Origin of the sequence: Cohnella thermotolerans DSM 17683 (assembly GCF_000429825.1) — a bacterium.
GTDB lineage: Bacteria > Bacillota > Bacilli > Paenibacillales > Paenibacillaceae > Cohnella > Cohnella thermotolerans.
The window spans coordinates 84,281-103,327 of the sequence record NZ_KE386958.1; the positions used below are offsets into that span (position 1 = coordinate 84,281).

At 62.9% G+C, this 19,047-nt stretch carries 15 protein-coding genes; 13 read left to right on the forward strand and 2 right to left on the reverse strand.

The window, feature by feature from the left end:
* The 4 genes from G485_RS0120670 (at position 1) to G485_RS0120685 (ending at position 7,921) form a co-directional block, all read left to right on the forward strand.
* Positions 1-903: a carbohydrate ABC transporter permease gene (locus tag G485_RS0120670; protein WP_035157484.1), complete on the forward strand. Its 903-nt coding sequence runs from the start codon at positions 1-3 to the stop codon at positions 901-903.
* Positions 904-988: 85 nt separating this feature from the next.
* Complete coding sequence (locus G485_RS27525) at positions 989-2,467, forward strand: extracellular solute-binding protein (protein ID WP_051318447.1); 1,479 nt, start codon at positions 989-991, stop codon at positions 2,465-2,467.
* An 85-nt stretch (positions 2,468-2,552) separates the two neighbouring features.
* Positions 2,553-5,678 carry an alpha-mannosidase gene (locus G485_RS0120680; protein WP_027094103.1) on the forward strand — a complete coding sequence of 1,042 codons (3,126 nt, stop codon included), beginning with the start codon at positions 2,553-2,555 and terminating at the stop codon, positions 5,676-5,678.
* A gap of 14 nt (positions 5,679-5,692) precedes the next feature.
* A complete protein-coding gene (locus G485_RS0120685; RefSeq protein WP_027094104.1) occupies positions 5,693-7,921 on the forward strand; it encodes a hypothetical protein in 2,229 nt (742 codons plus the stop codon).
* Between the two features lie 191 nt (positions 7,922-8,112).
* Here G485_RS0120685 and G485_RS0120690 read toward each other — a convergent pair whose 3' ends face one another.
* A complete protein-coding gene (locus tag G485_RS0120690) occupies positions 8,113-10,125 on the reverse strand; it encodes a glutaminase family protein (protein WP_027094105.1) in 2,013 nt (670 codons plus the stop codon).
* A gap of 195 nt (positions 10,126-10,320) precedes the next feature.
* On the opposite strand from G485_RS0120690, the gene G485_RS30705 reads away from it, so the two are divergent.
* Positions 10,321-10,767: a hypothetical protein gene (locus G485_RS30705; RefSeq protein ID WP_027094106.1), complete on the forward strand. Its 447-nt coding sequence runs from the start codon at positions 10,321-10,323 to the stop codon at positions 10,765-10,767.
* A 155-nt stretch (positions 10,768-10,922) separates the two neighbouring features.
* Entirely contained in the window at positions 10,923-11,372 is a 450-nt protein-coding gene (locus G485_RS30710) for a GxGYxYP domain-containing protein (RefSeq protein ID WP_027094107.1), read from the forward strand.
* Here the strand turns inward: G485_RS30710 and G485_RS0120705 are convergent.
* Entirely contained in the window at positions 11,333-11,719 is a 387-nt protein-coding gene (locus tag G485_RS0120705; RefSeq protein ID WP_027094108.1) for a winged helix-turn-helix transcriptional regulator, read from the reverse strand. The genes G485_RS30710 and G485_RS0120705 overlap by 40 nt on opposite strands.
* Before the next feature lie 59 nt (positions 11,720-11,778).
* Between G485_RS0120705 and G485_RS27530 the strand changes: the two genes are divergently transcribed.
* From G485_RS27530 to G485_RS0120740, 7 genes are all read left to right on the forward strand, one after another.
* Complete coding sequence (locus G485_RS27530) at positions 11,779-12,240, forward strand: Gfo/Idh/MocA family protein (protein WP_240489231.1); 462 nt, start codon at positions 11,779-11,781, stop codon at positions 12,238-12,240.
* Positions 12,213-12,476: a hypothetical protein gene (locus tag G485_RS0120715; protein ID WP_027094110.1), complete on the forward strand. Its 264-nt coding sequence runs from the start codon at positions 12,213-12,215 to the stop codon at positions 12,474-12,476. The genes G485_RS27530 and G485_RS0120715 overlap by 28 nt, the downstream gene beginning before the upstream one ends.
* A gap of 124 nt (positions 12,477-12,600) precedes the next feature.
* Complete coding sequence (locus G485_RS27535) at positions 12,601-13,755, forward strand: transglutaminase domain-containing protein (RefSeq protein ID WP_051318448.1); 1,155 nt, start codon at positions 12,601-12,603, stop codon at positions 13,753-13,755.
* A 130-nt stretch (positions 13,756-13,885) separates the two neighbouring features.
* Positions 13,886-14,569, forward strand: coding sequence for a TVP38/TMEM64 family protein (locus tag G485_RS30530; protein ID WP_035157488.1), 684 nt, complete (start codon positions 13,886-13,888; stop codon positions 14,567-14,569).
* A gap of 158 nt (positions 14,570-14,727) precedes the next feature.
* Entirely contained in the window at positions 14,728-15,735 is a 1,008-nt protein-coding gene (locus G485_RS0120730; protein ID WP_027094111.1) for a substrate-binding domain-containing protein, read from the forward strand.
* Positions 15,736-15,809: 74 nt separating this feature from the next.
* Positions 15,810-17,711, forward strand: a complete 1,902-nt coding sequence (locus tag G485_RS0120735) for a cache domain-containing sensor histidine kinase (RefSeq protein WP_240489227.1) — start codon at positions 15,810-15,812, stop codon at positions 17,709-17,711.
* 6 nt (positions 17,712-17,717) lie between these two features.
* Positions 17,718-18,938 carry a response regulator gene (locus G485_RS0120740; RefSeq protein ID WP_027094113.1) on the forward strand — a complete coding sequence of 407 codons (1,221 nt, stop codon included), beginning with the start codon at positions 17,718-17,720 and terminating at the stop codon, positions 18,936-18,938.
* Positions 18,939-19,047 lie beyond the last annotated feature (109 nt).

The following is a 19,047-nucleotide window of genomic DNA, read 5'->3' on the forward strand; positions in this document are numbered from 1 at the left end:
ATGTTCGCGAAAAGGTTCAAGCCAAGCCGCGCGCTGGGCCATCTGGTGCTGCTCGGCGTCGGTCTCGTGCTGCTGTATCCGCTCATTTTCATGATCATGGCCGGGTTCTTTACGAAGCAGGAGTTTACGTCCAGCGTCATCCATGCGTTTCCCGTTCCGAAGGAGCCGACGCTGGACAATTTCAAGGCGCTGCTGGCCGGCTCGACGGACGCCGCCGTGACGGTGTACTTCCGCAATTCGGTGCTGCGCACCGCGTACAACACTTTCTGGGCCATCCTCACGTCCTTCTTGGGAGGATACGTCTTCGCCCGCCTGCGATTCAAGGGGAGGGACCAGCTGTTCCTGCTGCTGCTCGCCACACAGATGATTCCGACGACGATCGCGATCATCCCGACCTATCTGGAGTTCGCCCGGTTTCCCTTTTTCGGGGGCAATCATGTGTTTACAGGCGGCAAAGGCATTCTGGACACCTGGTGGGTGTACTTGATCGGCGGCCCCGGCATCAACATCATGGGAACGTTCCTCGTCAAGCAATCGCTCGAGAAAGTGCCGATCGAACTGGACGAAGCCGCCAAATCGGACGGAGCGGGCACCTTCCGTCTGCTCTTCCAGATTTTATTCCCGCTGCAGCTGCCGATTATGGCGTTTATCGCCATTACGACGGCGCTCGGCACATGGAACGACTTCATTACACCCTTCTTCTACACGAACAGCGACAGCCTGCAGACGCTTCCTTCCGCGATCACCCGGCTGTCTTCGGTCATGGCGAGCCCCGGCGCGGTCATCAATTACCCGATGATCATTACGCTCAGTCTTGGGGTTACGATTCCGGCGCTGCTCATCTTCTTTTTCTTCCAGAAATACATCGTTCAGGGGCTGGCCAATACCGGTATTAAAGGATAAAAACTTAATTGACATATTGAATATATAATTTATGTGTGTTATTGTTTGGTTAGAAAGACGATCGATATTCGAGGAGGGTTTACGGATGTTCAACAAAAAGGCGGCATGGGCCGTATGGCCTCTGGCGGCGGCTCTGGGCCTGTCGGCCTGCTCTTCGGGAGGCGGCGGCGCTTCGACGTCCGGTTCGAGCGCATCCCCGGAGTCTTCGCCGAGCGCTTCCGAAAGCGCTTCAACCGGCGGCGCTTCGGCGAAACCGGAAGGCGGCGTCACCATCACGGTGCTCAACGAAGGCGCCGTAGGCATCGGCGTAGGCAAACTGGACGATCTGCTGCCCGAGAAGAAGAAGTCGCTCCTGAAGGACGAGGCGCAAACTCCGCGCGTCCAGGAGTCCGATTTTGCCCGGACGCCCGGACAGAAGGTGCATCCCGGCGTGTTCCCGTACTTTTACCAACAGATCATTAACGACAAGCTGAAAAGCAAGAACATTACGGTCAAGACGGAAGACTGGGGCTGGGGCGAGCCGCTCATCCAGAAGGAGACGGCCGGCTTCCTCGCCAAGAACGTTCCCGACATTATCGTGGGCGAGACGCAAATGCCGGGCTTCGCGCTGCAGGGGCTGCTGGAGCCGTTCCCGGACGACATGGCCGCCGAAATTCGCGAGACGATCGCTCCCGCCGCCTGGAAGCCGATGGAGGTCGACGGCAAAATTTACGGCTTCGCCTCCCAGCCCGGCGTCAACAGCCTGTTCTGGAACAAGAAGCTGGTGAAGGAAGCGGGAATCGATCCCGATCAGGCGCCGAAAACGTGGGAGGAGCTGCTGGCCGACATCGAGAAAGTGACGGAAGCGGGCAAAGGCAAGTTCTACGGCGGCGGCGTCTACGCCGGGCCGAACGCGGGCGGCTATCTGCGCTTCGGCCCCCTGCTCATCGTCAACCACGGCGGTTTCACGGACGCTTCCGGCAACCCGGCCTTCAACAGCGACGCGAACGTGAAGACGGTCGAGTTCCTGCGGAAACTGAACAAGAACCATCCTGCCGGGCTGATGGTCAATCCGACCGAAGGGCCGTACTTCGACGCCTTCAAGAAGCAGCAGACCGCCTACATTATCGACGGGCCGTGGCGGGCGTCCGAGAGCGCGTCGCTCGGCATCGACTACGGCATGTCGCCCATTCCGCTGCCGGAAGGCGGGGAAGCCGGCAACATTACGATCGGCGCGGCGTTCCACGCGGTGCCCAAGGACGCCAAAAACAAGGAAGCGGCGTTCGAGTATATCCGCGCGATGTACAGCGACGAGATTCAGACGCTCATCGCCGACACCGGCGTCCGTTCGCCGGTCAAGAAGGCGATCGCGGAATCGCAGGACTACCAGTCGAAGCACCCCGAGATGTATTTGCACTATCAGGCGATGAACGGGAACGTGCAGGGGCTGCCGACGTTCAAGAAGGAAGACTCCAAAGTATGGCAAATTTTCGGCGACGCCGTCGCCAAGGCGATCATGACGAACGGCGACATCAAGAGCATTCTGGACGACGCGCAGGCGAAAGCCCAAGCGATCGTCGGCTGACGGACGGAGCGATCATAGAGTCGGAAGAAGAGGGCTGTCCTACGCCAGCCCTTTTCTCCGTTAAGACGGAGAGGAGCGGGCGGGAATGCCTTACGAAATTGGCAAGGTGATGAGAGAGAAAGCGGCGAGGACGCTCGAGCGGCTGCGCGAAGCGATTTATCGACCGGTCGCCGCTCTGGAGACGGAGGCCTGGGTGACGCGGGAGCCGGTGCCGTATGCGGAGCGGATGCAGGGCTCCCGGCTGCGGCTCAAGCCCGGCGACCGGTGGGGGGAGCTGTGGGACTGCGCCTGGTTTCATTTCAAGGGCGTCGTGCCGGAGGAAGCCGCAGGCTGCAAAGTCGTGCTGCTGATCGACGTGAACGGGGAGCTGTGCCTCGTCGACGAGGAAGGCTCGCCGAGGCAGGGCCTTACCAACGTGAATTCGGAATTCGACTACGAGCTCGGCCTTCCCGGCAAGCGGGTGGTGGACGTTGCGCAGCGGGCCGCCGGGGGCGAGATCGTCGACCTGTGGGCGGACGCGGGCTGCAACGACCTGTTCGGGCGGTACCGGAGCGGCACGCTCAAGGAGGCCGACATCGCCGTATGCGATGAGGAGGTCCGCAAGCTGTACTACGATTTCGAGGTACTGCTGGAGCTGGCGGGGCAAGTGCCGCCGGACAGTTCGCGCCGGGCGCGAATCGAGCGGAAGCTGTACGAAGCCGCGAACGCGCTCTCGGTCATCGACGCGGAGTCGGTGCGCCGGGCGTCCGCGATGCTCGCCCCGGAGCTGGCGCGCCGGGGCGGCGACGCCGAGCTTCGGGTGAGCGCCGTGGGGCATGCGCACATCGACCTGGCGTGGCTGTGGCCGATCCGCGAGACGATCCGCAAGGGCGCGCGCACCTTTTCCACCGTTCTAAGGAACATGGAGAAGTATCCCGACTACGTATTCGGCGCGAGCCAGCCGCAGCTGTACCAGTGGATGAAGGAGCATTATCCGAAGCTGTACGGGCAAATCAAGGAGCGGGTGCGGGAAGGCCGGTGGGAGCCGCAGGGCGCCATGTGGGTCGAGCCCGACACGAACGTCTCCGGCGGCGAGGCGCTCGTTCGGCAGCTGCTGTACGGCAAGCGGTTTTTCCGGGAGGAGTTCGGCGTGGACGTCCGGGTGCTGTGGCTGCCCGACGTGTTCGGCTATTCCGGCAGCTTGCCGCAATTGCTGAAGCTGGCGGGCGTCTCGTACATGATGACGCAGAAGCTGTCCTGGAACGTCTACAACAAGCATCCGCACCACAGCTTCATTTGGGAGGGCATCGACGGCACGGGCATTCTGACGCATCTGCCGCCGGAGGACACGTACAACAGCCCCGCGGCGCCCCGTTCCCTGGCGAAGATCGAGCGGGAATATGCGGACAAGAACGTCTCCGGGCACGCGCTGATGTTGTTCGGCATCGGCGACGGCGGCGGGGGGCCCGGCGAAGAGCATCTGGAACGGTTGGCCCGGGAGAAGAATCTGTCGGGGCTGCCGCCGGTCGTGCAGGAGCCTTCGATCGCCTTTTTCCTTCGGCTGGAGGAGGAGGCTGCCTCCCTGCAGCGCTTCCGGGGCGAGCTCTACCTGGAGAAGCATCAGGGCACGCTGACGTCGCAGGCGCGCAACAAACGGTACAACCGGCTCATGGAACTGGCGCTGCGGGAAGCGGAGTTCGCCTGGTCGCTCGCGCAGGCGCTCGGCGCGGACGGCTATCCTGCGGAGCGGCTGGAGCGCATCTGGAAGGAAGTGCTGCTCTACCAGTTCCACGACATTTTGCCGGGCTCCTCGATCGCGCGCGTTTACGAGGAGTCGCTGGAGCGGTACGCGGCGCTGTACGGGGAAGCGCGGGAGCTTGGGCTCGCGGCTTATGCGGGAGCGGCGGCGCGAATGGGGCTGTCCGGCGCGCCGGTCGTCTTCAACTCGCTGCCGTGGGAACGCGAGGAATGGGTGGAGTGGAACGGCGGCTGGCACGCGGTCCGCGTTCCGGCGATGGGCGGCGTCGCGCTGGCGGACGCGGCGAGACCGGCTGACCTCGGGGCGCTGCGGGCCGGCGATGCGGTCATCGAGAACGAGCGGCTGCGCGTAACGTTCGCCGCGGACGGCAGCTTGGCGTCGGTGTACGACAAGGCGTCCGGCCGCGAGGCGCTTCGCCCCGGCGGGCGGGGCAACGTGCTGACGGTGTATTACGACGACGGGGACGCCTGGGATTTTCCCCGCGATTACCGCGATACCGTCGCGGGAACGATGCGGCTCGAGCGCGTCGAGTACGCCGTGCGAGGCCATCTTGCGGTCGCGGAGCAGCATTACCGCTTCGGCGAGTCGGCGCTGAAGCTCGTCGTGTCCGTCGCGGAGGGCGGCGCCTTCGTGGAGTTCGCCGCCGAAGCGGACTGGCGGGAATCGGGCAAGATGCTGCGGGCCTCGTTCGACACCTGCGTGCGGACCGATACGGTCAACTGCGAGATCCAGTTCGGCTACCTGAAGCGGCCCGCTACGCGCAACACGCTGCTGGAGATGGCGAGGGACGAAGTTTGCGCACACCATTACATCGATCTGTCGCAGCCGGATTACGGCGTGGCGCTGCTGAACGACTGCAAATACGGCCACCGGGCCGAAGACGGCGTGCTCGACTTGAATTTGCTGCGCAGCCCCTCGTATCCCGATCCTTCCGCCGACCGCGCGCGGCACGAATTCCGCTATGCGCTGCTCCCGCACGAAGGCGACTTCGTTCAGGCGGGCGTAGCCCGCAAGGGCTATGAGTTCAACGTACCGCTGGTCGTTGCGGTGGGGGCGGAAGGCCGCGGGGGCGTGGATTCGGGAAGGGTGACAGAGGTTGAGCCGGGAAAAGCGGCAACGGAAAGCAGGGCGGTCGCGGAGGCGGAGTTGGCGGCGGGCCGCGTCATTGCGGAGTCTAAGGCGGCTGCAGGCTTCGCCGAAGGACGGTCGCTGAGTTGGATCGCGGTCGATCACCCGCACGTCATGATCGAAGCGGTGAAGAAAGCTGAAGACAGCGAGCACACGATCGTTCGTCTCTATGAGAGCGCAGGCGCATCGGCACGCGTTCGGGTTGCGTTCGGTCTCCCTTGCGCATCGGCGGAGGAGACGAATTTGATGGAAGAGGAAGCGGCGCCGCTCGCGTTAGAAGACAATGGGATCGGGCTGGAGTTCCGGCCGTTCGAGATCAAGACGATTCGGCTCAAGCGGGCCTAAGGAGGGAACGGAGAATGCCGGACAGTAGCAGGGATGAAGAGCGGACGGGGTTTCAGGAAGGGAGCGCCTATGGAAGCGCCTACGATTTGCAGACCGACTTCGTCATGGTATACGGCATCGGCCCCACGATGACGGACCGCATCAGGCAGTGGAAGGAAGCCGGCTATGTCGTTCATCTCATGACGGGCGTCTCCTGGGGCGCATACGGGGACTATCTGGACGGACGGTTCGACGGGCGCGCCCATTGGGACGAAGCCCAGACGTACAAGGACGGAGAGCGCATCATTCACGGCACCTCCGCTCACATTCCGTACATGATCCCGACCTTGTCGTACGCGGATTTTCTCATCGAACGGATCCGGCCCGCCGTCGACGCCGGCGTGGAGGCGATTCATCTGGAGGAGCCGGAAATCTGGGTCGAGGACGGCTATTCGGAAGCGTTCAAGCGCGAATGGCGCATCTACTACGGCGAAGATTGGCAGGCGCCGCACGGCTCGGAGGATGCGCAATACCGGGCTTCGAAGCTCAAAGCGTACCTCTACGCGAGATGTCTGGACCGCGTTTGTTCGGCGCTTAAGGAATATTCGCTCGTCAAGCATGGCCGCGCCCTGCGCTTTTTCGTCCCGACCCATAGCCTGATCAATTATACCCAATGGCGCATCGTCAGCCCGGAGTCCCGGCTGCTGGAGCTTCCGTCGGTCGACGGCTATATTGCCCAGGTGTGGACCGGCACGTCGCGCACCGCGAATGTGTACGAAGGACGCAGACGGGAGCGCACCTTCGAGACGGCATACCTAGAATACGGGATTATGCAGGAGCTCGTCCGGGGAACGGGGAAGCGAATGTGGTTCCTGCACGACCCGATCGAGGACGATCCGAAGCGGGACTGGAACGACTACCGGACGAATTATTTGAAAACGCTGGTCGCTTCGCTGCTGCATCCGGACGTGTCCCGATACGAGGTGGCGCCTTGGCCGAGGCGCATTTTCGAAGGGCGGTACGCCGGGATTGGCGGAGAGAAGACGGGCATTCCGGGCGATTACGCGACGATGCTGCTCACTCTCATGCATACGCTGGGCAACATGGATCAGCCGTGCCGGAAGGACGCGGGGAGCGATCCCCGGGTGGGCGTGCTGCTGGCGGATTCCGCCATGTTCCAGCGCATGCGCATCGGCAAGGAGACGGCGGGCTTCCTGCTTAAATACGACGGGACGAACGAGGTGGAAATCACGGACGAAGACGCGCTGGAACTGCTCGATTTCTCCGATTTCTACGGATTGACGCTGCCTCTGGTGAAGCACGGTTTGCCGGTGCGGCCGGTGCAGTTGGACAATATCCGCCGCTATCCCGGGTATTTGGACGATTACCGGCTGCTCGTGCTGAGCTACGAGTTCATGAAGCCGGAGCATCCGGATTTGCACGCCGCGCTGGCGCAATGGGTGAGAGAAGGAGGCGTGCTCCTTTACGTCGGCGACGACAGCGATCCGTACCACGGCGTGCGCGAGTGGTGGAACGGCGGCAGACGGCGGTATGCGAGCCCGCGGGAGCATCTTTTTGGGGCGCTTGGCGTGCCCGCGAATGTGCCGGAGGGCTGGAGCCGCGTCGGCTTGGGCGCGCTCGGGTACTTGCGGGCGGCGCCCCGCCGCTTGGCGGAAAGCCGCGAAGGCGCGGATTTGCTGCGCCGCGCCGTGGCGGAGGGGCTGCAGAGGAGCGCCGCTGCCGGCGGAGATGATGCAAACGGTATGAAAGGCGAGGGCAAGGGCGGTGCGGGGGGGCGCCCCTCCAACGCTTTCGTGCTGCGAAGAGGGCCTTACATCATCGCTTCCGTGATGGAAGAGTCGGTTCACGATCGTCCGCTGACGCTGGAGGGGCTTTTCGTCAATCTGTTGGATTCGTCGCTTCCGATCGTGCGGAGACTGACGGTAGTTCCGGGAGAGCAGGGGTTACTCTACGATCTAGAGGCCGAAGACGCGCGGAGGGGGGGCAGTGTGATTGCCGCCTCCTCGCGGATCGAGCGATATGTGGAAGGGGAAGGACGCATCGCCTTTACGGCCAAGGGGCCGACCGGGATCGAAGCGGTCTGCCGGCTCCGCTGCCCGTTCGAGCCCGCCGCCGTCTCGGCTTCGGCCGAAGCGGGAGGGGAGGAGGCGAAGCCGCTGCCGTTCGAATGGGACGCTGAGACGCGGACGCTGCTGATCCGCTACAGGCACCGGCCCGGCGGGGTGCGGATTGTAGTGGCGTAGGCGGGGCAGGCGCCAAAGAGAGCAACCAGCTTCCTCTCTTTCTTCGCCTCCCCTTAAGGAGGCGCATTTCTTAACGCCCCAGCAACGAATCTGCCAGCGACGCAACAAGAAAGGGACTGTGCGCGTGCCCCGGTCGATTCTTACCGACCCGGCCCGATGGCTGCAGTCCCTTTCTTTTCCCAGCGCCCGACTCAGGAGAAAGCGCGGGAACCCCAGCGATCCTTCAGCAGCTTGATGAACAGCCCGCCCACGACGCTGCGATGCTGGAAGTTCATCTGCCTGGCGTCGTCCGTGCGGTACCAGTCCGAGAAAGGCACACGGTCCGGCGTCTCGTCGGCGAAGCGCCAGAGCGGCTCGATCAGCGCGCGGAACTCGCCGTCGTCTTCGGCCAGCGAGGCCGCCCATACGAGCCAGTCGGACTTCGTATAGTTTTCGCGGCTGTCGAGCGGGACCCCATACCGTTGTCTGCGGGACAAGTACCAGACGACTTCCTTCTTGCGAACCTCCGGGCTGAACAGCTCCGTGCCGAACAGAACGTCCCACACCAGATTGTATTTCAGGCTCCAGGAGCCGTCCCGACCGAACGCCAGCTTCGTGTGCAGCCCGCCGTCCGCCAGAGCCTCCCATGCGGCCGCCATCTCCCGGGCGACGCCCATATAACGCTCCGCTTCCGCTTCGCGTCCCAGTTGGCGGCACAGGAGGGCGTAAGCGGCGACGCCCATGACGGCTTTGACCGACAAATTCGCATTGCGCGCCAGATGCCCCGCGAAATCGTCCGTGCAAAGCTGGTTCTCCGGATCGAGCCCGTGCTCGGCCAAATAGTCGGCCCATTGCTTCAGAACTTCCGCGTGCGCCTCCGCGAAGCCGGTCCGGCCGTCGGCCAGGGAGGCTTCGGCGGCCATGATCAGCATGTTGCCGCATTCCTCGACCGGCATCTGCCCTTCGATCGACTGCGCGTACACCTGCCCGTTCGCGAGCGGATATTGCCCGGCGTCGTGCGGCGCGAAGTCGAACGCCCACGCCTCGCTGGCGGCGAACTTGAAGATCGGCCGCATCATCGCGCGGACAAGCTCGGGATTGTAGAGCAGGAAAAGCGGCATCGACGGGTAGCTGACGTCGACCGTCGCGATGCAGCCGTTGCTGTAGCACTCCTTGGAGAGGAACAGCAGGTTGCCGTCGCGGTCGGTCACGAGCTTGTGGGCGGCGATCGCCTGGCGATAGGAGATCGCCAGCAAATCCGCGTACCGCTCGCCTCCGGCTTGGGCCGCGTCCGCCAGCAGCTGCCGGTCGAACGCCTCGCAGCGGCGCAGGACGGCGTCGTATTCCGCGACCGCCGCAGCGATCATGGCGGACGCCGACATTCCGTCTCGCCGCCAATAAGCGGGGCGCTTGTCCCCGAAATATTCGATCGACAGGACGTCGTCGTAGGCGAGCGTAACGAGCCGGGAGACCGGCTTCTCCCCGACCGGCCCCAGGTCAAACGTTGCGGCCAGCGCGGGGTAGCCGTCGCGAACGGCGCGCGGCATGGACCAATCGCCATCGTACGTCAATGCCTCGCCCCGGACGAACCGCTTGCGCATGGAGGCGGGCCCGATTCGCACGGCCGTCCCCTCCGTTTGCGGACAGGCCAGGTAGAAGCGGCCCCACTCGATCCGCAGGTCGTCCCCGGAGCGGGTCAGCATCCGCTGATCCTCATGCTCGATATGCAGGAGATGAAGACCGTCCGCTTGCCCCTCGCCCCATACGACCCGCTGCTCGCTGTCGTTCACGCACCATTCGCCGGTGACATCGAAGTACAGCCGGACATCGTGCGGCCGCCCGTCCGTCGAGCGGGCTTCCAGGGAGACGTAGGAGGCCGGACGGGAGAGCAGATCCAGGTCGTCCAACAGCAGCGGTGTCGTAAAAAGGACCGTCAGCGCAACGCCGTCCGCTTCAAAATCGTAGCGGGTCGACAGCGGCGTCACCCGAAGGCCGGTTTGGCGCATGGCAGGGGGCTCGGCGTAGTAAAGCTCCGCGCTCGGCTCGACCCGTCCGGCAAAGCGGCGGACGGCGCCGTCGATTCGAATGAGGCCGGTCATCGCATGCCTTCTGCCGGTCCAATGGCGCGTGTCGTCGTCGGTCAGGCGATCGGCCATCGACCAGACGCTGAAATACGGATCGACGGTCACAAGCGGAACGGCCGGCGGTCGAAACGGTTTGTCCATGAGGCATCTCCTTTAGCCAAAAATTGAAATAAATAAGATATATTAAATATAACATTAAATCCGTTTTTCGCAACGGTTATTTGCAGAAGGGTTGAATGAACGCGCTTCCAAAATCTCCTTTGTTTAAAAATGATCTGTATAATATAATTAATATGTCATTTCTAATCCACTCCTTAAAGGGTAGGAGGAATTCTGATGAAAAGCAAGCGATGGCTTCACCTCCTGGCGGCGATCGCCCTGGCTTTCGCGCCCGCGGGACTGCTTCGGCCGCAGACGGCAGCGGCCGCCGGAATCAGCTGGCCTGCGGGACAAGTGCTTCCGTCATTCTCGTCGCCTGCGGGCACACTGGACGTCATGGACGTGACGACCGAGTACAAGTACGAAGCCGAAGGCAGCCAGGTGGCCCACCGCACAGGCCATCCGGACGGCAACGGCTGGCAGGCGCAAACGTCGATCGACGCGCCCGACGATTTTCTCGTGTACGGCCCTTACGCAACCGACATCCCGACCGGTCCGAACATCGCTTTTTACGATTTAAGCATCGACAACAATACGGCCAACAACAGCGTCATGGTTACGGTCGACGTCAGGGACAACACGACCGGAACCGTCCTCGCGACGAGGGACATCACACGGCAGTAATTCACCCGGACGTACGCCTTCCAGCGCTTCGAGCTGCCCTTCGACAATCCGGCCGCCGGTCATGCGCTCGAGTTCAGGGTGTATTGGCACGGAGGCGCCTATATCAAGGTGGACGACGTGGGGACGACGCCGCGGGTGAAGGAAGACGAAGCGGGGTGCTGTTCACGACGCTCAAGGGCATCGTCAACCGGACGCAGCCCCGAATTTATACGTACGACAACGCGGTCCGGGGAGAAGACGGCAAATACAACTGGCTGGACTCGCTCGGGCTCGGCCACACAGATGTCGCGGACAACTGGAGCCTGATCGCCAAGTATCGGAGCGAGATTAACGGGATCGTCGTTTACGACGACGCCCTTCCGGACACGCTCAACCTGGCGACGACGGTCGCGGGCTTAAACGGCGGCATCGTCGCCGCTCCGTCGCTTGTATCGAAGCCTGACGACGTTGAACCATCCGTTGGAGTACCGGGTTTATTTCTACAAAAATGCAGCGGTTACGTTCGACAAAATTACGGTGAATTAACGGCGGGGGCGCTTCGCCTCCGAACCGGGACAGCCTTATTTCAATCCATCGTCGCGGGCATTTCGTGCTTCCGATCGTAATCCGACCTCGCCCGCTCGACGAGCGGATAATAGTCGTGCGCCCATTGGCGCATCTCCCGGAAATGCGGAATGAGCGTCTCTCCGAGCGGCGTCAGCTTGTACTCGACGGCGGGGGGCACCGAAGGGATCGCGTTCCGCTCGACCAGACCGTCCCGCTCCAGCTGCCTCAACGTCTGGGTCAGCATCTTCTGCGAAATATCGGCGATCCGCCTTCTCAGTTCTCCGTATCTTCGGGTGCCGCCGGACAGCGCGGCCATGACGAGCACCGTCCATTTGCTCGAGACGATGTCCAGTACCTTCCGATAAGAGCATTCCTCGATCGAGACGCGCGGTTCCTTCTCGGCCATTGTGGTCCTCCTCCTACGCACCTCCAGGTGCGTGCGCACCGGAAAGTGCCTTGCAGGCGGTGCCCGGATTCCGGGTCGCCGCGGTCGTAACGACGCGAACGGCGACCGCCCAAGCCACCGCGCAGCGGTTCGGCGTCCCGCATGCGTTCGCCGATCCGCAGCAACTGGTCTCGCACCCGGACGTCGATCTCGTGACCGTCGCGGTGAAGGTTCCCGAGCACGACCGGCTCGTCCGCATGGCGATCGAAGCGGGCAAGCATGTGTACTGCGAATTTCCGCTCGGACGGACGACCGAGGAAGCGGCAGCGATGCTTCGGGCGGCGGAAGCGAAGGGCGTTCGCCACTTCGTCGGGCTTCAGGCCCGCGTCAATCCGGCTCTCGCATACGTCAAGGACCTGATCGGCGCCACGTCCGCGATACGCATGCGGGAAACTTCACGCTGGAGATCAACGGGACCGAGGGAGACCTGGTGTTGGAGTCGAGAGAGAACTTCATGTTCCAAATCGACTCGTTCCGCGTGAAAAGATCGAAGGGCGCCGGCTTCGAAGAACTGCCCGTGCCCTCGCGTTACGACCGGTTGGCCGGGCGGCTGCAAGCGGGCCCGGCTTATAACGTCGCCCAAATGTATGCGCAAATTTACGACGACTTGACGACCGGCGGCCGCCGGGCTCCCGACTTCCGGACGGCGCTGGAGACGCACGAATCGTTGGACCGATTCCGCGCGGCTGCGGCGAAGGCAGCCCGGCAAACCGTCTAAAACGGCCATTCGGGACCGGGCCGGATCGTCCTGTCGCTTGGACGGGCCCAAAGCCGGATGGCGTCTCCGGCTTGCGATTTGCTAAAATAAATGGTGCAAGCCAGAGAGTTGACGGGAGGTTGCGATGGCGAACAACCAGAAGAGATGGAAGTGGGCGGCGATTCCCGGGCTGGCGTTGGCGTTGCTGCTGACCGGAACTTCCGGGACGGGACTGCCTCCGGATTCGGCCGCCGAAGCGGCGACCGCAAGCGGCGCGACGGGTGCGCAAGCGACGCTGGCCGATACGATTTTCGCGAAGCTGCGTGCGCGCAGTGCCCAATTCGCCGTTCAGACGGCCGGCAGCGCTTCGGCATCGCTGAAGGCGGCGGACCAGGCGTTCGGAACGGCCATGAAGCGGGACGATTACGTGAATTATACGATCAAATCTTACAGTTTCAGCTCCAAATCCGACGGCAAGAAGGCGACGGTTACCGTCAAGGTGACCTATTGGGAGAACGCGGCGCAGTCCGCGTACGTCGCGGCCAAGTCCAAGGAAATTTTGGCTTCCATCATCAAGCCGGGCATGAACGATCACCAGAAGGTGAAGGCGATCCACGATTGGGTGCTGCTTCACGTCGCGTACGACCGGACGCTGCGCAAGCATTCCGCATACGACGCGCTCGCCTCGGGGCAGGCGGTCTGCCAGGGCTACGCTTCGTTGACGTACCGGCTGTTGACGGACGCGGGTTTGCAGGCCCGCATTGCCGAAGGAACGGTCAAGACGGGACCGCACGCGTGGAATCTCGTCAAACTGGACGGCAAATGGTATCACCTCGACACGACGTTCGACGATCCGGTTCCCGATGTGGCGGGGCGAACCGAATACGGCTATTATTTGACGACCGACGCCCAAATGCGCCGGGATCATAGCTGGACGCTTGCGTATCCGTCCGCGACGACTTCTTATGCCGGAACGCTGGCCCAATTGCAGAAGTCGGATCCCGCCCGCAAGGCGTTTTATACCGGCCTGTACGAGACGTTGGGCTACCTGTATCTTCAGCCGGACCACACGGTTCGGAACGAGCAGGAGATCGCGGCGCAAATCAAGCAAGCGATCCGCGAGGGACGGACATCGGTCAAAGTCCGGTACGCGCAAGGCGCCTCCAGGAAGCTGGATTTGCAGAAGCTGCTGGACGCCGTGCCCGCCATCGCCAAGATCCAGAGCCGCATCAGCGCTTTTCCTCCCGGCGATCCGGGCGACGCGCTGCTGGAATTGCAGTTTACCCTCGCCAAATCCTGACGATCCGCCGCGGCTCTTCAAGGCCGAACGGGAAGCCCGTGCTCCCGTTCGGCCCTTTTGTTTGGTTCCGGGACAGGGAATACGGTATGATACGGATATCGGTTTACCACGCATCGGAAGGAGCGTCCCCTTGAGACGTCCGTTTCTGTTCAAAATCGCGAGTGTCGTGGCGATCGTCGCCCTCCTGCTCTGGATCGACTTCCATTACCTGAACCTCACGCCGGAGACGATCCGCGACTGGATGGCGTCTCTCGGCTGGACCGCTCCGATCGTATACATCGGTCTCTATATCGTGCGGCCGTTCACGTTGTTTCCCTCGTCCGTTCTCTCTCTGGCCGGGGGCCTCGCCTTCGGCACCTGGAGAGGGATGCTCTATACCGCGCTCGGCGAACTGCCGGGAGCGGCGCTGTCGTTCTGGCTCGCGCGCCGCCTCGGCGCCGGCATGTTCCGCGGCGCGAAGGACGATTCCCGGCTGCGCAAGCTGGAGCGGGCGATGGAGCGCCGCGGCTTTCCCGTCGTGCTGCTGCTCCGGCTCGCGCCCTTCGTGCCGTTCGACCTAGTCAGCTACGCGGCCGGCATCGCCCGGGTGCCTTTTCGCGCTTATCTGCTGGCGACGCTGATCGGAACCCTTCCCGGCACGTTCGCGTACTGCTTCCTCGGCGCCAGCCTGCTGCGCGGCAGCTGGAAGGAGATCGCGGTCGCGGCCCTGGTGTTCGCCGTCGCCGTGGCGGTGCCGTTCCTGTTCCGCTCGCGGGTGGAGAAGCGGGTGGAGGAAGGGGCGGACGTCCGGAAGCCGGGCCGCGAGGCAAGTTAAAAAATCGCAAAAAACCTGCGGTTTTGTGAAAAGACGGGAGAGCCGCCTTTTCCTAAGATGGAATTGGCATAACGAATACGTTGGGATCGACCGACTCAAGGGGAAGCCGCGCTGCCGCTCCTTGAGTTTTCCTATTTTCGAATGCCGGAGGGCCGAGAATGAAGAAGCTGCTGTTCGTGTATGGATTGCTCGTCGTAACTTTTCTCGCATATATTTGGTACTTCGTTCTGCGCGACGAGGCGCCGACCGGATGGAACGAGAGCGCGGCGGGACTCACCGGCGAGATCTCGGAGAAGTACGTCATGGTGACCTTCCAATCGAGTCTCGATTATTGGCGCACGTCCATGAAAGGGTTCGAGGACGCCGCCCAGCAACTGAACGTGTCGGTCGAATTCCAGGGCGCTACGCAATACGACCCGAACGAGGAGATTACGGTGCTCGAGAAGGTGATCGCCCGCAAGCCCGCCGGCATCGCCGTCACCGCCATCAACCCGGAGGCGCTCAATCCGACGATCGACAAGGCCGTGGCGGCCGGCATTCCGATCGTGCTGTTCGATTCGGGCGCACCGAAGAGCAAAGCCTACGCTTTCCTCGGCACCGACAACTACGACGCCGGCGCCCAGGCGGCCCGCGAGATGGCGCGCAGGCTCGGCGGCCGAGGCAAGGTGGCGGTCGTCACGCAGCCGAACCAGCTCAATCATCAGGAGCGGACGCGGGGGTTCGAGGAGACGCTGCAGAAGGATTATCCCGGCATGTCCATCGCGGAAGTGGCGGACGGCAAAGGCGACATTCTCGTCTCGTCGCAGGCGACGAACCGGATTTTGGAAGCGCATCCGGACGTTCAGGGCTTCTTCGCCACGCAGGCCAACGGAGGCGTCGGCATCGCGGAAGCGCTGGAGACTCTGGGGCTGGCGGGCCGCAAGGTCGTCATCGGCTTCGATACGGACAAAGGCACGCTCGATCTGGTCAAGAGCGGCGTCATCGACGCCACGCTGGCGCAAGGAACGTGGAACATGGGCTACTGGTCGCTGCTGTCGCTGTTCCATCTGCATCACGGCATCGTCGCAGCCGGAGGGGGAGAGGGCTCGCATCCGATTCCGCCTTATATGGACACGGGCATTACCATCGTGACCCGCGACAACGTCGACGATTATTACGCCAAGTAGAAGCAGGCTCGGGCGGGGGTGTCGAAATGCGGCAAGGGCGGAAAAGAGACGGAATGCCGTTCATGCGGCGGTTCATGTTCCGAAATTTGGAGATTCGCTACAAGCTGCTCGTCCATTTTCTGTTCATCAGCATCCTTCCGTCTCTGGCGCTCGGCGTCCTGACCGGCTGGACGGTAGACAGCATCATGGAGCGGCAGATGAACGAGAATACGCTGCAATTGATCGACAAGGTCAACCGGAATCTGGAGTTCTACGTCTCGAACGTGCAAAATACGAGCTACCTGATCTCGTTCAATCCGGAGATTCAGAAGTTTCTGCGCGGTGACCGGACGGCGGACAAGACCGCGCAGGCGTCGTCGGTGTACGAGGCCAAGAAGTTTCTGCAAGGTTTTACGACGCTCAACTCGGAGATGGCCGGCATCATGGTCGTCAATTCGCAGGGAAAATATATCAGCAACGACATGTACGCGACGTCTCCGGACGAAGATCTGACGCTGGAACGATGGTATCAGGAGGCGGTGGCGGGCAGAGGAATCTTCCGCATGATCGGCCACCCGGCGAACCGGCACGTGACGACGCACGCGGATTACAAGAGCAGCGAGGTCGTATCCGCCGTTCGCGCCATCCTCGACCCGGACACCCAACGGGTGCTGGGGGTCGTGCTCATCGATTTGAAGCTGCGGGTCATCTCGGAGACGGCGAAGGACGTGCGGCTCGGCAAAACGGGCTATCTCATGGTGGTAGACGAGCAGGGGGAGCCGATTTACATCCCGAAGCAGGTGGGGCTGCAGTCGTTCCCGATCGCCTGGCTTCACGGGCAATCTTCGGGCAGCTTCGCCCGCGAGGTGGACGGGCGGAAGCTCCAGTTCATTTTCCGTGGCTCGTCGTTTACGAACTGGACGACGATCGCCGTGTTCTCGACGTCGGAGTCCGGCCGGGAAGTCCGGCAGATGCGGCTTTATTTGGGCAGCTTCGTGTTCGTCGTCTGCCTGCTCGGCACAACGGCCTCGTTCGCCTTGTCGCGCAGCATCTCCCGCCCGATTCGTCGGCTCATGATGTTCATGCAGCGGGCGGAATCGGGGGATTTGACGAGCCGTTATTGGGGAGGCGGCACGGACGAGGTCGGGATGCTGGGCCGCAGCTTCAACAGCATGCTGACGAAGATCAACGATTTGATCGGCCTGGCCGAGCGTCAGGAGCGGCAGAAGCGGGAAGCCGAGCTGCGCAGCCTTCAGGCGCAGATCAAGCCGCACTTTCTGTACAACACCTTGGATACGATTCAATGGATGGCGCGCAAGCAGGGAGCCGAGGACGTGACGGAGATGGTGGAGGCGCTGTCCCGTCTGTTCCGGATCGGGCTCAGCCGGGGGAACGAGTACATTCCGCTGGGCGAGGAGATCGAGCATGTGCGCAGCTATTTGCAAATCCAGAAAATCCGCTACAAGGACAAACTGGGCTATACGCTGGAACTGGCGCCCGGCATCTCGCATTTGCCCGTGCTCAAAATCATTTTGCAGCCGATCGTCGAAAATGCGATCTACCACGGCATCAAGGAGCGCCGCGGGCCGGGCACGATCGCCGTCAAGGCGGAGCGGCTCGAAGGGCGGCTGGTGCTGACCGTCACGGACGACGGGGCCGGTATGAGCGCGGAGAAGCTGGCCGAGCTCAGGCGGAAGCTGGAGGCCGTGTCGGACGAGGGCGCGCAAGACGCGGACGTTGCCCGGAAGCCGGGCGGCGCTGCGGGCGCCGATTCGGGTGCGGCCGCGGGGGCGGGGGCCGTCGCGGCGGGACGGGCGGTTGGCGGCGCCGCGGGTTCCGGCTCCGGCTCGGGCTACGGGCTGGTCAACGTGCAGGAGCGGATTCGCATGACGTTCGGAAGCGGATACGGCATCACAGTGACGAGCGAGCCGGGCGTCGGCACGACGGTTGTGCTTACGCATCCGATCATTCATGAAGATGGGCGAAAGGAGCCGTAACGAACGATGGAGACAAGCGTCGATACTTGGAAAGTCGTCATCGCCGACGACGAGCCGATCATCCGGGAGGGCATTCGCGATGCGGTCGACTGGGAAAGTCTCGGGCTCGAAGTGGTGGCGGAGGCGGGGGACGGAGAAGAGGCGCTGGAGCTCGCGCTCCGGCACCGGGCGAACGTGCTGCTCGTCGACATCAACATGCCGATCATGAACGGGCTGACGCTCATCCGGGAGGTCAAGGAGCAGCTTCCGAACATCCGCGTCGTCATCGTCACCGGCCACGACGAATTCGGATACGCGCAGCAGGCGATCCGGTACGGCGTCGACGAATACATTTTGAAACCGGCCAATCCCGACCAATTGAACGAAGTGCTGCTACGGGTCAAGCGGGAGCTCGACCGCAGCGCCAGCCAGGAGAGCCATCTGCTGATGGCGTCGCGGCAAATCCGCAAGAACATTCCGCTGCTCAGGGAACGATTCTGCAACGAATGGATCGAGGAAGCGCTGAGCGAGCAGGAGATCGTGGACCAGCTGCAATTTCTCGACCTTCCCGTGCGGCCGCCGAATGCGTTCGGGATCGTCCGTTGGCCCGAAGTGGATCTCGGCCAGTCGGTCCGCTCGGAGCGGGATCGTCAGCTAATGCTGTTCGCGATCGAAAATATTTGCTCGGAAGTGCTGTCGCCGCGCGAGCATGCGATCTTTCGCGATTCGTCCGGCTTTATCGGGGCGATTGTGTGGGGGGAGGCGGACGAGCAGCTTTTTGCGGAGATCGAGGCGCATGTCGCCCGTTATTTGAAGCTGCACATCGTGACCCAATGCGTTCCCGTGGAAGGCGGGTACGCCGGCGTCGGGGCCGCTTACCGGAAGGCGCGGGCGGGCGTCTACAAGGAGACGTCCATCTCGCCGCTCGTGCGCCGCGCAAGGCAATATTTGCGCGAGCATTACAGCGACTCGCAGCTGTCGCTCGAGTCGGTCGCAAAGGCGATCGGCGTCTCCCCCGTCTACTTGAGCCGGCTGTTCAAGCAGGAGACGGGCACGACGTTCGTCACTTTGCTGACGCAAATCCGCATTTCCAAGGCGGTGCAGCTGCTCAGCACGACCGACCGCAGCATCGCCGACATCGGCGAAGCGGTCGGGTACGAGTCGCAGCATTATTTCAGCACCGCCTTCAAGAAGGTCGTCGGCGTCTCGCCGAACCGTTACCGCCGGGGCGAAGGGGCCGACGAGTAGCCGGCCCCGGTATGCGCCGCCGGTGCCTGTGCCCGGCAAGGCCAAAAACCGGCCTAGTCGGCCACGCCCCCAGCTGCCGGTGCCCAACAAGGGCAAAAACCGGCCTAGT

Excerpts from the sequence above, each read along its gene's own strand:
- G485_RS0120670 (WP_035157484.1), top strand. The coding sequence starts at position 1 with ATGTTCGCGAAAAGGTTCAAGCCAAGCCGCGCGCTGGGCCATCTGGTG.
- G485_RS0120730 (WP_027094111.1), top strand. The coding sequence starts at position 14,728 with ATGAAGAAGCTGCTGTTCGTGTATGGATTGCTCGTCGTAACTTTTCTC.
- G485_RS0120715 (WP_027094110.1), top strand. The coding sequence starts at position 12,213 with ATGTTCCAAATCGACTCGTTCCGCGTGAAAAGATCGAAGGGCGCCGGC.
- G485_RS27535 (WP_051318448.1), top strand. The coding sequence starts at position 12,601 with ATGGCGAACAACCAGAAGAGATGGAAGTGGGCGGCGATTCCCGGGCTG.
- G485_RS0120680 (WP_027094103.1), top strand. The coding sequence starts at position 2,553 with ATGCCTTACGAAATTGGCAAGGTGATGAGAGAGAAAGCGGCGAGGACG.
- G485_RS27525 (WP_051318447.1), top strand. The coding sequence starts at position 989 with ATGTTCAACAAAAAGGCGGCATGGGCCGTATGGCCTCTGGCGGCGGCT.
- G485_RS0120705 (WP_027094108.1), bottom strand. The coding sequence starts at position 11,719 with ATGGCCGAGAAGGAACCGCGCGTCTCGATCGAGGAATGCTCTTATCGG.
- G485_RS0120735 (WP_240489227.1), top strand. The coding sequence starts at position 15,810 with ATGTTCCGAAATTTGGAGATTCGCTACAAGCTGCTCGTCCATTTTCTG.
- G485_RS0120690 (WP_027094105.1), bottom strand. The coding sequence starts at position 10,125 with ATGGACAAACCGTTTCGACCGCCGGCCGTTCCGCTTGTGACCGTCGAT.
- G485_RS30705 (WP_027094106.1), top strand. The coding sequence starts at position 10,321 with ATGAAAAGCAAGCGATGGCTTCACCTCCTGGCGGCGATCGCCCTGGCT.
- G485_RS0120740 (WP_027094113.1), top strand. The coding sequence starts at position 17,718 with ATGGAGACAAGCGTCGATACTTGGAAAGTCGTCATCGCCGACGACGAG.
- G485_RS0120685 (WP_027094104.1), top strand. The coding sequence starts at position 5,693 with ATGCCGGACAGTAGCAGGGATGAAGAGCGGACGGGGTTTCAGGAAGGG.